At 45.3% G+C, this 16,413-nt stretch carries 15 protein-coding genes; 4 read left to right on the forward strand and 11 right to left on the reverse strand.

The annotated features are described in order from the left end of the window. Positions 1-108 precede the first annotated feature (108 nt). The 7 genes from BLS15_RS18090 to BLS15_RS18120 form a co-directional block, all read right to left on the reverse strand. Positions 109-1,437, reverse strand: coding sequence for an ABC transporter substrate-binding protein (locus BLS15_RS18090; protein ID WP_028531422.1), 1,329 nt, complete (start codon positions 1,435-1,437; stop codon positions 109-111). Positions 1,438-1,473: 36 nt separating this feature from the next. Further along, positions 1,474-2,646, reverse strand: a complete 1,173-nt coding sequence (locus BLS15_RS18095; RefSeq protein ID WP_021254698.1) for an efflux RND transporter periplasmic adaptor subunit — start codon at positions 2,644-2,646, stop codon at positions 1,474-1,476. Between the two features lie 24 nt (positions 2,647-2,670). Continuing rightward, positions 2,671-3,540, reverse strand: a complete 870-nt coding sequence (locus tag BLS15_RS18100; RefSeq protein ID WP_021254697.1) for a carbohydrate ABC transporter permease — start codon at positions 3,538-3,540, stop codon at positions 2,671-2,673. A gap of 49 nt (positions 3,541-3,589) precedes the next feature. Further along, positions 3,590-4,456 carry a carbohydrate ABC transporter permease gene (locus BLS15_RS18105; RefSeq protein ID WP_028531423.1) on the reverse strand — a complete coding sequence of 289 codons (867 nt, stop codon included), beginning with the start codon at positions 4,454-4,456 and terminating at the stop codon, positions 3,590-3,592. A gap of 196 nt (positions 4,457-4,652) precedes the next feature. After that, entirely contained in the window at positions 4,653-5,771 is a 1,119-nt protein-coding gene (locus BLS15_RS18110; protein ID WP_021253512.1) for a HAMP domain-containing sensor histidine kinase, read from the reverse strand. Further along, entirely contained in the window at positions 5,764-6,459 is a 696-nt protein-coding gene (locus tag BLS15_RS18115; RefSeq protein ID WP_021253513.1) for a response regulator transcription factor, read from the reverse strand. The genes BLS15_RS18110 and BLS15_RS18115 overlap by 8 nt, the downstream gene beginning before the upstream one ends. Before the next feature lie 171 nt (positions 6,460-6,630). After that, positions 6,631-7,620 carry a phosphotransferase gene (locus BLS15_RS18120; RefSeq protein WP_090513121.1) on the reverse strand — a complete coding sequence of 330 codons (990 nt, stop codon included), beginning with the start codon at positions 7,618-7,620 and terminating at the stop codon, positions 6,631-6,633. 197 nt (positions 7,621-7,817) lie between these two features. Between BLS15_RS18120 and BLS15_RS18125 the strand changes: the two genes are divergently transcribed. From BLS15_RS18125 to BLS15_RS18135, 3 genes are read left to right on the forward strand one after another with little or no spacing between them, the layout of a single operon-like run. Beyond that, on the forward strand, positions 7,818-9,110 hold the full coding sequence (locus BLS15_RS18125; RefSeq protein WP_028531425.1) for a glycosyltransferase: 1,293 nt from the start codon (positions 7,818-7,820) through the stop codon (positions 9,108-9,110). A gap of 16 nt (positions 9,111-9,126) precedes the next feature. Further along, entirely contained in the window at positions 9,127-10,851 is a 1,725-nt protein-coding gene (locus tag BLS15_RS18130; RefSeq protein WP_090513124.1) for a CotS family spore coat protein, read from the forward strand. Between the two features lie 20 nt (positions 10,852-10,871). Next, positions 10,872-12,008, forward strand: coding sequence for a glycosyltransferase family 4 protein (locus BLS15_RS18135; protein WP_021253517.1), 1,137 nt, complete (start codon positions 10,872-10,874; stop codon positions 12,006-12,008). Positions 12,009-12,058: 50 nt separating this feature from the next. On the opposite strand, the gene BLS15_RS18140 is transcribed toward BLS15_RS18135, so the two are convergent. From BLS15_RS18140 to BLS15_RS18150, 3 genes are read right to left on the reverse strand one after another with little or no spacing between them, the layout of a single operon-like run. After that, the gene (locus BLS15_RS18140; RefSeq protein ID WP_021253518.1) at positions 12,059-13,009 is read right to left on the reverse strand and encodes an NAD-dependent epimerase/dehydratase family protein; all 951 of its coding nucleotides are present in this window, start codon (positions 13,007-13,009) and stop codon (positions 12,059-12,061) included. Between the two features lie 55 nt (positions 13,010-13,064). Further along, the gene (locus BLS15_RS18145; protein ID WP_021253519.1) at positions 13,065-14,360 is read right to left on the reverse strand and encodes a UDP-glucose dehydrogenase family protein; all 1,296 of its coding nucleotides are present in this window, start codon (positions 14,358-14,360) and stop codon (positions 13,065-13,067) included. 5 nt (positions 14,361-14,365) lie between these two features. Beyond that, on the reverse strand, positions 14,366-15,331 hold the full coding sequence (locus tag BLS15_RS18150; RefSeq protein ID WP_028531426.1) for a sugar phosphate nucleotidyltransferase: 966 nt from the start codon (positions 15,329-15,331) through the stop codon (positions 14,366-14,368). A gap of 235 nt (positions 15,332-15,566) precedes the next feature. On the opposite strand from BLS15_RS18150, the gene BLS15_RS29075 reads away from it, so the two are divergent. Continuing rightward, complete coding sequence (locus tag BLS15_RS29075; protein WP_051613983.1) at positions 15,567-16,022, forward strand: hypothetical protein; 456 nt, start codon at positions 15,567-15,569, stop codon at positions 16,020-16,022. Positions 16,023-16,193: 171 nt separating this feature from the next. On the opposite strand, the gene BLS15_RS18160 is transcribed toward BLS15_RS29075, so the two are convergent. Beyond that, a partial coding sequence (locus BLS15_RS18160; RefSeq protein WP_175460800.1) for a transposase occupies positions 16,194-16,413 on the reverse strand: 220 nt, incomplete at its 5' end.

Here is a 16,413-nt window from a genome sequence, read left to right on the forward strand (position 1 = left end):
AAAGATGCCTGTTCAGAGGCTAGTACCCGTTACAATGGAGGTGTCTATAGCGTATACCATGTGCAACATTAAAAAGAGGATCGCGCTTTGCACGTCCTCTCTTCTTCCTTACTCATTTAAATAGGTATTTACCCGATTATCTATCAATTTAGCCACTTCTTCGGCAGATTTTTGACCAGAAAAATACGATTTTGCTTCTTCCCCGACAATCGAGTATAGCTTGTCGTCACCAGACCGATAACCGCTCGCTGCTGCCAGCAGCTGCTTGGCCTTTATGAAATATCCCTCTGTCGCCTTAACAGCTTGGCCCGATTCCAGCTTAAATTCTCCACTGTCCACTTGCTTCTGGTAATAGTTAAGCTCCTGTTCATTCACCGATGCAAGTACGGAAAACTCACCTCTCTCTGGCATAGATTGCGCTTGCTCAGATGCCAAAAAGGATATCAATTTCCAAGCTTCTTCAGAAACATCCGACTTGGATGAAATTGCAAGCTGTTTTGGGGCAGAAAAAGTAACTCCGCTTGTCTGTCCTGCAGCATGCGGCTTATTCAGCAACACAGGGTTTTTATAAAGCGTATGGGGCCAAAAGATAAAGTCAGGAGGATTTACCAGTTTTATCGAACTGAACAACTGTTCTCCGTAACCTGCCTCTTTCGAAGTAGCAACTTGATGATCATACATGCTCTTGATTTGCTCCATAAGAGTAATAAAGCTTGGAGAATCGAAGTTAGCCTTTTGATTGCTGCGATCGATGAACTCGGAAGACTGATCGATGACTATGTCAAGCAGCTGCTCCTCAGGCGGTGTGTTCGCCAATGCATATCGGGAATCGCCTTCATCCCTGCTCTTCATAATCTGCTTCGCTACTTGTTCAAATTGCTGCCATGTCCATTTCTGATCATCTACCTGAACGTTAGCCTTCTCTAGTATATTGCCGTCCCCTAGGAAGGTATGCAGGTGTAAGCTGAGCGGCATCGAATAGAGCCCACCATCGATCCCCATCTCATCCACGATATTCGGGTACAAATCGCCCTTTTCCAGCAGCTTCTCTTTTTTGATAAAGTCATTCATATTGAGGATCAGCTTTTTATTGACATATTTCCCGACAGGCAGGTTGGCTACTTCAATAATATCCGCCGCTGCGCCAGATAACAGCTCCGTATTGATTTTTTGCACATACCTATCGTCATCTTGTTCCTCCCATTTCTCATTTTCTTGCTTAAACAATTGAAAACGAACTTCGATGTCTGGATTCTGTTGCTCAAATTTCTTTATTGCAGATGCATACCAGGAATTTGGATTGAACAACGACATCGTTACGATCGTCTTGCCTTCCTTCGTTTTTCGCGTCTTGTCTACTTCATTTGATGAACCGCATGCCACTGTCATTGTAACGAGCAACAAACTAGTGAAAATGATAATAATCCGCTTTTTCATAGTTAGATCTCTCCTCTATTCATTCATACTTCACAACTATTGAAGCCGTATTCGATTGCCATCTTGCAAAGGCTCGCTGCTGTCTACGATAATTAGTTGTTCATAGACATTTCCTGATGTGATTAACGTTACTTTGTCATTGCTTTCACTAGAGGTAATGGGCACCTTGCGTGCTACAAACACATTTCCAAGCGGCCCCAACTGCTCTTCAACTACATAAATGTACAGTCCTTCTCGCTCACGATGAATCGCTTTATTCGAAATGAGAATTCCCTCTTCATGAGAACGCTTCGTAATATGTACACGACCTTCCTCGCCGCCTTTCAAAGCGGAGTTCACCATTTGGAGACGAACCGTTTTCTGTGCAATGGTTGATTTCGCATTTGTCACAAGATCATCAGCAGCTGCTGATCGCCGTTCATTGTCGACGATATCCATAATCAATGCTTGAAACTCTTGTACCTTGTTCGCTTTATCTTTGTCTCCCTTGATTACAACCGGCATCTTCTCCCCTATCGATATCTCTAGTAAATCCAACAATTCAGCATCTGATGTAATGTCTAACTGATACCCTCGGCTGCTATTGGCTAGAATGATATCCGCCGCCCCAGAAGACACCACGCCTGTTACTGCGTTAATCTTCGTCACAATGCCATCGAACGGAGCTTTGATTTCCTTTTGTTGTTCCAACTTCTTTTTCAATTCGTTAATTTTACGAGTTTGTATCCCCAAATCCAGACGACGTGTTTGTATTTCGCGCGACGCGGCGCGCAGCTTCATGTCATCCCCTTCGGAAGTCGCAGATTGAATGTATTGATCCTGATAGGTTTGCAGCTCAATCTTTTGCTTCTCCAGATGGGCAATCTCATCTTGCAATTCTTGCTCGGCAGAACTGCTGTCATAAGTCAGCAGCGTCTGCCCTTTTTGGACGTAGCTTCCTTCTTTCACGTAGATCTTACTAACCCGCCATGGAACCGTATTCGTTAGTTTCACTTCGGACACAGGCCGCAGGATACCACTTGCTTCAAGCTTATAATCAAGGCTCCCAAGTAGCGCTTTCTCAGTAACAACCTTGGGGAGCGTTAACGATTCCAATGTATTGCTGAATAAGGTACAGAACACTAACAGTCCGATAAATAACCCGAACAAGATGACTATCGTTCGTTGACGCTTTTTCTCTGTAGCAGCGACTTGTCCTTCACTCCCCACTTTCAATACTCCCTTCAAACCAATCTATCCCTTGATGCCTGACAACTGGACACCTTCGATAAAGTAAGGTTCCACATATAAGAACAAGAGCACCATGGGGGCCATATACAGCATCGAAGCAGCGAATGCGACTCCCAGCGCCCCTTTATTGATGCTCGATAAATAAACGGAGAGTGGCTGCTTAAGTGCATCGTCCAGGAAAATAAGAGGCTGCTCCACCATGTTCCAATAATCCACAAATAGCAAAATGACAAGGCCCGCTATTCCTGGTTTGATTAAGGGTGCGATAATCGACCAGAAAATTCGGAGGTGACCAGCTCCATCAATCTTAGCCGCCTCGATGTAATCATACGGAATGTGCATCATGAACTGGCGAAGCATAAATACACCGAAGGCGGCAAATATCCCAGGAAGAATAATCGAGCTAGGATGATTCAGCAATCCAAGTTGATCGGCCATCATATAATTGGGAACAAGCGTAACTTGATAAGGCATTAGCGTCGTGAACAGGTAAACAAGAAATAGGAGCTCGCGACCACGAAAACGCAGTTTGGAGAATGCATATGCGGCCAGAGCTGCAACTAAGGTTTGACCAGCGATAATCGGCACCACCATAAATACAGAATTCCAGAACATAGCTATATATTTCGAGTTCTGTATCAATAACATGGAATACTGCTCTATGGACACTAGATCCGGCAGCAGCTTCAAATTCACGAACTGCTGGGCAGAAGCAGATACAGCTGAACCTACATGGCCAATCAATCCATAATTCATTTCAATTTCTTGTTCTGTCATTATTGAATTTGTGAATGTAATCACAATTGGTGACAATATCAATCCGGCAAACACTGCCATAATGGCCGTCATCACGCTTTTTTGTATTCTTCTCATACGTTGATCTCGTTACCTCCTTTCTCATGTCTGCTGCTCTATCTGTTGCTTAGTCCAACGAATGTCGAACACGACGCTCTATGAAATACATCCCCATTACGATGACTAAGATGCAAGCTGCCATTAATGATGCCGCTGCCGTAAGCTTCTGTATGTCCAGGGACACAAACATATTGTTCATATAATGCTGCAGCATATATATGCTGTCATGCGGATAGTCGCCGGCAACTAAGTACGTTTCCCGGAAGACCTTGAACGAATTCATAATCGACATGAGGACTACGAAGAACATCGTAGGTGTTAGATACACGAGGGTAATGCTTCTGAACTGATGGAAGCGACCTGCCCCTTCTATATAGGCCGTCTCATAATAGTCCTTCGGAATCTGCTGCAAGCCTGCCAAGAATAGAATCATGTTATAGCCAATGTTTTTCCATATGTATACACCGATGATTACATAGCGAGCGGCGTCAGTCTTCATCCAATCCACACGTTCAAGCATCCAAGTTCCTAACCAAGCGTTAAGGGAACCATTCCAGTCAAAGAGGATCTGCCAAATGAGCACGATAGACGCCGTAGGAACGACGAGCGGCAATACATAGGCTGTCCGCAGGATGTTACGGCCATAGATGTTTTTGTTCAACAAAATAGCGATGCCTAGGGAAAGAGCTATTAGGATCGGAACGCTTATAACGGTAAAATAAGTCGTATGTAAAAAAGCTTTGCGAAAAGAGTCGCTATCGAGCAGTTCGCGATAATTGTCAAATCCAACAAATTGTCCTTGAACAGCGTTGTTCTGAAATGAATACATGATCCCTTTCACAAAAGGGATGAAATAAAATATCGCGAATCCTAATCCACTAGGTAAAAGAAACATGAAAGCTACAGGTGTATCCTTGCGCAACCATTTTGTCATTTCACACCCCCCATCATTCCTATCCCATTTGAATTCTTCATGTAGCAATGGGGGTCGATATCAGATTCTACGTGGTATGCATCATCCACATAAACATGAAAATCCCCACTTTCTCTCAACGTTTCTCCTATCCTGCACTTAGAATAGAACAAACTGTTTAAAGAAAAAGTGGGGTAAAAATAAAATTTTTCTTAAATTAACGTTGTGATGCTTGAAGAGAATCGTCGTTATGAGAAGGCAAGCGCACTTCGAACATCGTTCGTACCGCATCACTCTGAACGGATATCGTTCCATCATGCTGTGAAATGATATTCTTCGTAATAAATAAGCCTAAGCCTGTGCTATCCCCTTGCTGGGATCGGGCTTGATCAGCGGTATAGAACATGTCAAACAAGTGAGGGATATGCTCTGGCTTGATCGGATCCCCATAATTAATGACCTTCACAATCACCTCATTCAACACGATTTGGGCTTGAATATCTACAAACTTCCCATCACTTCCGTAGCGATTCGCGTTAGACAGTAGATTCTCGAATACTCTCGCCAGCATCTTTCCATTTCCGCAAATAAACATGTGTGACGGTATATTCAATCGAACCTGTAAACCATTCTTCTCTAGTACGGGATATAGTTCCTCGGTAACCTGTATGAGAAGCTCACTTACATCCATTCGATGCCTCTCAATGGCCGCTGTACCATAGTTCATTCTCGTTACTTCAAATAACTGATCGATGAGTTTCTCCAATCGTTGCGATTTAGTATAAGCGATTTCCGTGTAATGGTTGATTTGTTCTTCAGTTAATTTTTTATCTCGAAGAATGAGATCCAGGTACCCAAGGATAGACGTAAGTGGTGTACGCAAATCATGTGCCAAATTCATGACCAATTGATCCTTGCTGTTCTCAGCAAAGTCTCCTCTCTCCACCGCCTGCTGCAGCTTAATCTTGGCCAAGTTAATGTCTTTCGCAATAACCCCGAATTCATCTTTGGATTCGATATGTACTGGACTTGCGAAATCTCCGTTGGCAAGCTGGTTAATTCCATCGGAAATCATGTTAAAGTATACTGCATACCGCTTCGTAAGCAAGAAGAAAAACAAGATCGCAAGCGGTGTGAAAATAAGTAAAAAGAAATTAATATCCCCTATATCCCTAATGAAATATCGAACGGAGGTTAATGGATGTTCGTACTTCATGGTGTGATAATACATCTGAAGAAGTTTGTATAGTAAGAAAATGATTCCTCCGGATAGAAGGATACTGACACCAAAAAGGAACAGCATTTTAGCACGGAAGCTGCGAATAATTTTACCCATTGAACGTGTAACCTACTCCCCAGACTGTTTTGATTAATTTGTTTTTCGCGGTATCTTCTTTCAACTTTTTGCGAAGTGTACGAATATGCACCATGACCGTATTCGCATTCTCATAATAAGCTTCGCCCCACACCTGTTGAAAAATATGCTCCGAGCTGAATACCTTCTTCGGGGAGCTCGCGAGCAGGTGCAAGATATCGAATTCTTTCGGTGTAAGCTCAATCGGTTCATCATACAGCCGAACCGAGCGCTGCTCGAGGTTCATAACAAGTCCGCCGTTCTCCAGTACATTGCGAGCTGATGCAGCAGAAGAATTGAACTGCATGCTGCGCCGCAGATGTGCATTCACCCGGGCAACCAACTCCATGGGGTTGAACGGCTTGGTCATATAATCATCCGCTCCTCTAACCAGACCCGTGATTTTATCCAAGTCGCTTGTCTTGGCGCTTACAAATATGATGGGCATATGGTTCTGTTCTCGGATTTGCCGGGTAACTTCATAGCCATCCAGCTTCGGCATCATAATATCGAGTATCGCCAAATCAATGGAATGGCGATGAACAGCATGTACTGCTTCCTCACCATCTGTCGCAATGATACAATGATAGCCTTCCTTCTCAAGATGATAAGCGATTAAATCAGCTATTTCCTTCTCGTCCTCTGCAATAAGTATCGTAATTTCTCTCATGCGATCTACTCCTGTGAAATGGTAACATTTCCTCCCATTGTAACAGATCCTCACTGCAATTACAGAGCTAAGCAGGCATTGAACAATGATCAACCACCTGCTTAACTAAGCTGTATTCGCTTCATGTAACGAGTACTGCCCATTTTGTGCGCTGTGACCGGATTTGTCAACCTATGCTTGAACTGCTGAAGCCAAGCTTCGAATCCTAGACTTCCCCTCTTTCTCCATCCATTCCAGAAACGGCATCTGCTTCCCATATTGATGCTTCCACTTCACATCGGGTTCTGCGGAATGAATGGATTGGCATAGGAAAAACAAACTAATTCGAGACACGGCAGCAGGGAGCAAGTATATCTCAATATCGGACAGCTTCCCATATCCAGCCAGAAAACGGGCGTCGAAGGTACTCGCATAATTCGGCAGCAGTAAGTAGATTACCCATATTGAATAGGCAATGTCGAAGAGGCGTGTTCCGTTCCGTACAAAGTCAAAATCCAGCACACAGCTCACTTCATTGCGAATGTACTTCTGATTCCAGAAATGCCAATCACCGTGGATGATTGTCCGAGGCAGCAACGATGCATCTTTGTCGTATTTATGAAGTACTCGGTTCATGACACGCGATACTTCTGCATGCTCCTTGCTAGGAATTGTCGGCAATTCTCGAAGCTGGCTCAACCGTTCCCTTAAATCGCTGCTCTTATGGTAGAATGACCACTCAGGAAGTGGTCCCGGCGGCTCATCTCCCAGAATATGATGGAATCTCCGAAGCATACTTGCACTCGAATGCACTTGCTGCTCCCGGCACAAGAACGATCTGCCTTGTACAAATGGCGTAACTTGAACCCGCTTCCCATCAAGCTCTACAAAGCTCATACCCTTCTCATCCTGAACAGGACGAGGTACAGGAATCCCTTCATTCTCTAGCTTCGCAAGCAGATTCGAGACATATTGAAGGTGAGCTTCACTTACGGATGAGCTAATAAAACGTACAACGAATTCCCCATTTGTTGTCGTTATTTTCAGATTAATATTATATGAGCCTTTTAACCTATCTCCTATGCCTACCAATTCCCCTATGGAGAAATGTTGACAAACGAAATCGATAGCTGCTGCTGTTCGCAGCGATTCGTCTGTGATCATATCGAGTGATGGCTCCATACTCACATCTCCTTCTTCTTGCTTAACCGAAGCAAGTAGACTCTGCTATTCACTATATTCGAAACTACTTCAGTTTTGGCATTACAATGGTGGAATAAGCAGGACAAATTCCAAAATATACGATTGTACCTTTCACTTTTGTTCCTATGACATATGAATATACTATACGCTAATCCCCTTATAAAGGGCGTGAACCAATGCAGAGAAAAAAACGGACACCGAATGTAACAAAGAATCAAAGAAAGCGCGAAAATCCTAGACGCAAAAAGATTTTCAATACCACACGACACTCTACTTCGGTTACCCTTTCAGAACCTGCTGCCCCCTTATATCGCCCCCCTCCTGTACAGTGGCCGCCGCGTATATTAATGATCATCGATCAATTCAATATTGGAGGAACCGAGACTTACACACTCTCATTGACGCGAGAGCTTATTCGGAGCGGGGCAGTCGTAGCGGTAGCAGGCAAGCGAGGCAAGATAATGGATTCCTTCATTGGTCTCGGCTGTCCGTACTATGAGGTTGATTTCGTGCTTGATAATTATGAGCCTGATGTCCAAAATGCAAAGCTGCATCTCGATGTATTAAAGATGATTATTTGCACGGAACGCATCCAAATTATACATGCGCATCAATACCCTTCTGGAGAGCTTGCTAAGCGCGCATCTGAAGAGATGAACATCCCCTTTGTCTTTACCGTTCATGGCTGTTATTATGATGCGTCGCACATGCAGAAGTTGAAGCCAAATACCACTTTTGTAAGTGTCAGCCCAGCGATCGAGCACTCATTGAACATGGATGGCATTACGTCCCATCTTATCCCGAATGGACTCGATGCAGTGGAATTCAGCAGTTACCCCGAAGCCTATCAGCAGTATTTGCGAAGCAAACTGGGCATTCCGAATAAAGCCTTCGTCGTCATGTATGTAGGCCGTCTAACATGGGAGAAGGCAGATATATGCAAAGACGTCATCCAAGCGACATCTGCACTACGCAAAAAATCAGGAAGCTCAATCATCCTTCTGATTGTAGGCGGCGGCATCCATCAAGAACAAGTCGAGAAGCTCGTCAAACAGGAACGTCATCGAACTGGGGATTCCTTCATCATCTATCCAGGAGAAATGCTGAATATGAGGGCTTGTTACGCCATAAGCGATTGTGTGATCGGTACGGGGCGCATCGCATTAGAAGCAATGGCCTGTCAACGTCCTCTTATTTGTTCGGGGAGTAAAGGTTATCTTGGGGTCGTAGATGCAAGCTGTTATGAACAAGCGTGGAACTCTTGGTTCGGGGATCACCATGCTGCCAACTCCGTTCCGAAGGGACTATTGACGGCACATATTGAACGAATCTGGAATATGGACTTCGAAGAAAAGAACGCGATGGTTCAGTCCGGACGAACATTCGTCATGCAAAGATTCCATGTCGCACAAATCACAAGTAAAATGCTGGATGTGTATCGTCAATTACTATTTCCTAAGCGTGACTAAAATCGATGTGGAGGGAATGCCGTTGGTTCAATTTCATATAGAACCGTGGGAACATCTTATTGATACCGTACCACCCGGCACAATTCTGGAACAATATGTGCCTCCTGAGGTTGAAGAAGCAGCTCGTCATGTCATGACGAAATATGATATGCAAGTGTCCAGCATGGTGCTGATTACCTCTAAACCTGACAAGGGCGGTGCGATCTGGCGAATTGAAACGAATCATGGGCCACGCAGCCTTAAAGTCCTTCATCGCACACCTGCTCGAAGTCTGTTCAGCATCGGTGCACAACAATATCTGGTTGAGCAAGGTGCTCGCGTACCAGCCCTCATTCAGACGGTTGAGAACGATATCTATGTTGAGACTGGCGGAAAGCTGTGGATTGTAACGGACTGGGTTGAGCCCATGCAGCCTGTGTCGAAGGTTGACTTAGAGGGAGCGGCTCTGCTCTGCTACGGTCTCGGTGAATTCCATAAGTTCTCGAAAGGATACATTCCTCCTTCAAGTGCCGGCAAGTCCTCAAGACTATACACATGGCCAGCATATTATGAGAAGATCATCGCCAAAATCGGCTGGTTCCGTGACATTGCCGCCGTTTATACCGAATTTCCTGTCAGTCAGAAACTACTCGAAGTCGTAGATAGTTTCGAAACTCAGGCCAAAGAGACATTAGATCGATTGCTGAATGTATCGAAATACTTCAAAATGGTGGCAATGGGAGAACCCTATTGGGGATTAGTGCATCAAGACTATGGATGGTCTAATGGCCAAATGGGCCCAGGTGGAATATGGGTTATTGACTTGGACGGGGTCGCATACGACCTTCCTTTTCGTGATTTACGCAAACTGATTACAAGTACGATGGATGATATGGGCTATTGGGATACAACCTGGATTCGCGGAATGATAGGCGCTTATCACGAAGCGAACCCAATGGATCGAGAAACGTTCGAGCTGCTCTGCTTGGATATGGCGTTCCCGAACGAATTCTATAAGCATGTCAAAGAGATCGTATTTGACCCAACCACCTTCATGAGCATGGAATTGGAAGGTATCCTGCAACGTGTACTTGCTACAGAGAGCACCAAATGGCAGGCACTAAACGAGCTTGCTGGCGACATCGGAAATTATGAACCCGGTGATTATTCGCAAGTTCCCGAATCATCAATGTGGCAGTTTTCCATGCCTGGTATCGAATATGCTAACGGAGAACTTGTATTCGACAAGCTTCCTTCGCTGCCCGAACAACCATCTGATCCTGCCCTTCAGCCAGACGGAGAACTTGCATCTGATGCAATATCTACTCTACTACCTAATACCGTTGGTCAATTCGAGAATGAAGCATCAAGTCTATTACCAGCTGTAGCAATTGACGCAGCTGTCCCTCAAGATGACCCAGCACAACAGCTAAACGCCGAGGAGACAGCCGTTGCCGCTTCCGCTAATGAAGCGCTTCCGCTCTTCCCTACTCTCACTCTTACACCTGATACGATCTATGCCGTCCGCCGCCGTAGAACTGCCCGCTGCAAGCGTAGAAGAATACGCCGCCACCGCTCTAGAAGAGTGCTTACGCGAAGACGTCTTGCTATTCGCCGCAAGCGCCGCCAAAAATCTTCGATCCTGCGCCGAATCAAGAGAACAAAGTTGTCCCGCTCTTTCGCCGGTCGGAAGAAGCGGATCTCTCGTTCAGCAGCGATACGCAAATCTAGAAAAAAATCACGTTCCGGTAAAACGGGATAAGACAGGAGGAAGCATACGGCATGAACATCTTAATGATCTGTACGGAGAAGCTTCCTGTCCCGAATATTAGGGGCGGCGCCATTCAGACCTATATCGGAGGAGTAAGCTCGCTGTTGAGCCGGAGTCATCACCTTACGATAGTCGGCAGATCGGATCCGGAACTGCCTGATGTTGAAGTTGTCGATGGGATTCGGTATGTTCGCATTCCTTCGGAGGGACTATTCGAGGTATATGCCGAAGGAGTTATTCGATTTCTCGCTCAGAATGGCAAACAATACGATCTGATCCATATCTTTAATCGTCCACGGCTTGTTCTCCCCGTGCGGAGTACAGCACCTCATGCCCGAATCGTCTTAAGTATGCACAATGACATGTTCCATCCTGGCAAGATCCATCCGGAAGAAGGAAGAGCCGTTGTCGAACAAACGGATGCCATTATTACCATAAGCAATTATATAGGACAGGAAATATGCAGATATCACCCTCACGCCGCAGCGAAAATACGTACAATTTATTCCGCAGCAGACCTCTCCCTATTCGCTCCTTGGGTTGAATCCGATTATGCTCGCCAGGCACGCAATAGCCTTCGTACAGAGTATCAGCTGAATTCGAAGAAAGTCATTTTATTTGTTGGGCGATTGTCTCGTAATAAAGGCCCGCATGTGCTTGTGCGTGCGATGTCACATCTGAAACATTCAGATGCTGTATTAGTCGTAGTTGGCGGCGCATGGTACAGCGATAATAAAGTCAGTGACTATATTGGATACGTAAGAGCAATTGCGGCTCGCTCTCCTGTTCCTGTGATTACAACCGGCTATGTGCAGGCGAACGAAGTCCATCGCTGGTTCTGTGCGGCAGATATATTCGTATGCACCTCAATATGGAATGAACCACTCGCGAGAGTACATTATGAAGCGATGGCAGCTGGCCTTCCATTCCTTACGACCTCTCGCGGCGGTAATCCTGAAGTGATTCTTCAGGGAAATGGTCTTCTAGTTGAAGACCCAGAGAATCCACTAGAATATGCGAATAAGCTGAATCATCTTCTTGCAAATATGGATGAATGCAGACAAATGGGGTTACGAGGAAGAAGAATTGCAGAGACACGGTTCGTGTGGCAGCGTGTCGCTCAAGAAATATTAGAGGTATGGGGTTGATTTACTGCTGTCATAACTGTGGCGCCGGCAACTCGGCGCCACCTCCTCCGTTATAGTCCGTACAATTGTCGAATCGATGCAACCTCCCGCTCTAGCCCCTGTAGCAGATCGATTTGTGGATCGTAAGCGAGCAGCTTCTGCGCCTTACTGATATCTGCCCATGTGTGGCTTGGCTCCCCATAAGTTCTTCCCATATATTGAATGCCTGCTTGATGTGGAATCAGCTGCTGCAACATATGAATGCAATCCATAATTGACGCTCGCTGCTTGCCGCCAATATTCAATATTTGTCCCAGAATACCGTCCGTATGCACAGCGGCTGCAATTCCCTCAACACAATCGGATACATAAGTAAAGTCGCGTGTTTGGCCTCCATCACCAAATAAGGTGATCGGTTCACCGTGAATCATTTGATGAATAAAGCGGTGAAAGGCCATATCAGGACGCTGTCTTGGCCCATATACAGTAAAAAAGCGAAGTATCGTTACGGGAATCCCATCATTATGCAAATATACGCGGCACAGGTTCTCCCCAGTCAATTTGCTGACGCCATACGGCGACAATGGATCCGTGATCGCCCCTTCATCCACTCTCCCCGTCTTTTCTCCATACACGGATGACGTAGAGGCATAAATAAATTTGCGTACCGGGCTCGACTTGCATGCTTCCAACAGCCGCTGTGTTGCCACGATATTGTGAGAGGCATAGTGAAGAAAATCCGGCCCCCAGCTCGATCTCACGCCCGGCATGCCTGCGAGGTGGCACACGACGTCGACATCCTTCAGCAGCAGTTCATTATTAGATTGCAATAAATTTGTTTCATGAAAGGTAAATCTATCATGAGTTCGCAATGAACTTAGATTGAGTTCCCTATGAGGGCGCGGTGTTGACGAGTCAATATAGCCATCAACGCCAATTACGTGTACATGTTCGTCCAGCAGCAGCCGTTCACAGAGATGGGAGCCGATGAACCCAGCAGCTCCCGTCACCAATATATACATATTCGATTACTCTCCTCCTTATCTATTTCTAACGGAACATTTCATACTCTTCTCTCTACTTGTGCCCCCCCACTCCTTCATAATCGTATCCAATTGCTTGCATCTCATTTGCTCTGAGCATATTTCGGCCATCTAACAGAATAGGAGTTCGCATGATAGGGAGGGCCTCACTCCAATTCATAGATTCGTATACCGCCCACTCGGTGCAAATGATAGCTGCATCCGCATTGTGCAATGCATCTAAAATATGGGAATACTGTGTCAACCGAGCTGTTGGATAGTTGGGAGGAAGTGCAGCGACGGGATCATGAACGCTTATAGTGGCACCACTGTTCCATAATTGGGTAATGATCGCTAGCGAAGGCGCTTCTCGTAAATCATCCGTTCCTGGTTTAAAGGCCAGTCCGAGGATTGCGACCTTTTTTCCATCAAGGGTGCCGAGCTTCGCGGTCAGCTTCGTAAGAAAATAAGCATACTGCGTTCGATTAATGTGAACTACTTTCTCTAACAAGCCTAGATGAATGCCATACTGTTCCGCTGTGCTCAGTAATGCATTGACGTCTTTAGGGAAGCACGAACCACCGTAGCCGATGCCTGCTCGTAAAAAGGAAGAACCGATTCGAGGATCTAACCCCATTCCTTGTGCTACATCTGTTATCGATACATCACATTGATCACACAGTCTGGCCAGTTCGTTTACATAGGAAATTTTGGTCGCGAGAAAAGCATTAGAGGCGTATTTGATGAGCTCTGCAGTAGATGGCTCTGTTCGAATGATTGGACACGTATACCTTCGGTACAGGCTGCTTACGACATCAGCCGCAGCTTGCGAATCGCTGCCTAGAATAATTCGATCAGGATGGAGCGCGTCATGAAGTGCACTGCCTTCTCGGAGGAATTCGGGATTGGATACGACGTCGAATGAGATTGGTTTGGTTTGCTTGTTAGCAACCCATTCCTTGATACGTTTCTGAGTGCCCACTGGCACTGTACTTTTGACTACAATGACTTTGTGTTCCTGCATATGTTCGCCAATCCATTCGGACACCTGCTGTATATATGTTAGATCAGCACTCCCGTCTTCTCGTGACGGTGTACCCACACAAATAAAAAGAATGTGATGCTTCTCAATCGCTTCCTTAGCATCGCTTACAAATTGGATGTTTCCCTGTTCCACATACTTCTGCAACAGATCTCCTAGACCAGGCTCGTAGAAAGGAAGATCTCCCTTCTCTAAGGAACAGAGCTTTGAATGATCCGTATCAAATCCGGCTATTTTCCAACCATTTTCAGCAAAAGCAAGAGCTGTCGTTGTTCCGACATACCCTAGACCTACTACTAAAATATCCATGCTGTTCACCCCCCGGACGGTGATGCGATAGCGTGTTGATTCGCAATCACATTGTTAAGTTGTACATTCGTGATGCTGACATCCTGAAGCACAATGCTGTTCTCGATGCTGCAGTGATTGATCTTAGCTCTTGGACCGATAGTTACATAGGGGCCTATGATACAGTCCTTCAATTCACTGGTAGAATCGATTACAACTGGTGGGATCAGGCGACATCCGGGATATCGCAACCGCAATTCATGGAGGTCTTTCTCTCCTATGTCTTCCAGTACCCATTGGTTCGCCTCCAGCCATCGTCCTATCGTTCCAATATCAGTATGGTTCTTATCCGTAATCGCATAGCCAATCGAGCATTGATGGTCTATCAACCATTGAATGGCGTGTGTAATCTCATATTCTCCTCTCGGAGAGGGAGTTATCGAACGTACAGCTTGAAATAGCTGCGCAGTGAACACATATGCCCCGAGAGAAGCTAAATTTGATTTGGGATGCTTCGGCTTCTCTTCTAGCCCTACTACTTGATCATCCCTAACTTCTACGATTCCATAATCTTGCGGCTGAGCAACCTGTCCTAGAAGCATGCATGCGTCGTGTTTTTTGTGCGCTACAACTTCCACGAGTCCTGCTAGTGACTCCGTGATTAGATTATCTCCGAGCATTAGTACGAAATCACTGCAGCCAATGTAGCTTTCCGCCTGTCTAACTGCATCTGCAATACCAAGAGGCGTAAATTGGAAAATATACGTAATCTCTACTCCCCAACGTTCCCCTCTTCCCAACTGTTCCTCGAATAACAAATGATGTCCAGGTTGAATCACGATTCCAACCTCATGTATCCCCACTTCTATAAGTTTTTCGATGCAGTAATAGAGAAGCGGAATATTGGCAACGGGAAGCAAAGGTTTAGGGGTTGTGAATGAAAATGGTTGAACCCGTGAACCCTTGCCAGCACTGAGGATTAACCCCTTCATTTTGCTCGCTCCTTTATCTGTTAACAGCCATACATCACTATATGATTCTCAACTCTCCCAAGTAAGGGCATCTGGAGCTTTATAGATGAAAATATACGGTTGCCATCTGTACTACGAACATATGAAAATTCCACACTCTAACACTTTTATTTGTCCATACCCTTGCAGGATATGAACATAGAATAGAAGGAACGCTCATAACGTTACCAATTCAATCAAGAGAGGATTGATTCGATTGAGTAAGAATGAATATATAAACAAAATAAAAAAATTGGAGGATATCGACAGCGTTGAAGTCGAATATGCCGACGGCGAGAAGGTCGAATTTAAGACAGATGAAGGCATTGACCTTGCGTCCTTTCTTGAAAAAATCGATTGGGATCAAGTTGAGGATGTCGAAGTCGAGCTAGTTAATGGTGAGAAGACTGGCATTAAATTGGGTGATGATGACGAGGACGACGATGAGTCCTATAGTGACGATGATGATGACGAGGACGATGATGAGGCCTACAGCGACGATGATGATGATGATGACGAGGACGACGATGAGTCCTATAGCGACGATGATGATGACGAGGACGACGATGAGTCCTATAGCGACGACGATGATGACGAGGACGATGATGAGGCCTACAGCGACGATGATGATGATGACGACGATGATGACAACGAAGACGATGATGATAAATAAGATTGTTTACGACATAGACAAGAAAAAGACGAGGAGCGAACTGAGGCCACTGAAGAACTAGCCATTTTCTTCAGATGCTATTTAGATAAAAGAAAAGAAGACATTCGTACCGCTTTTCGGGACGAATGTCTTCTTTTTGTGGGTCTAGCTTAGCTGTGTTTTCTAGTAACCTCAGTCCACTAGCTTCAATATTCGCTTGAGATTTACAGCAAATATCGCCATCGCGCCTTGTAATTGCATGCCAAGCAGACCCGAGGATGTGGCTACATCATACCCGTGTCCATGTTTGAGTTCGCTGTTTTTGGCTTCAATTTTGTAGCGTTCCTTAGATTTCGCCTTGAAATATTCTGTTTCCTGGAACGCTATCTGCTCCATGTGTTCATCAGACTTT

Origin of the sequence: Paenibacillus sp. cl6col (genome assembly GCF_900102125.1) — a bacterium.
GTDB classification, from domain to species: domain Bacteria; phylum Bacillota; class Bacilli; order Paenibacillales; family Paenibacillaceae; genus Paenibacillus_B; species Paenibacillus_B suaedae.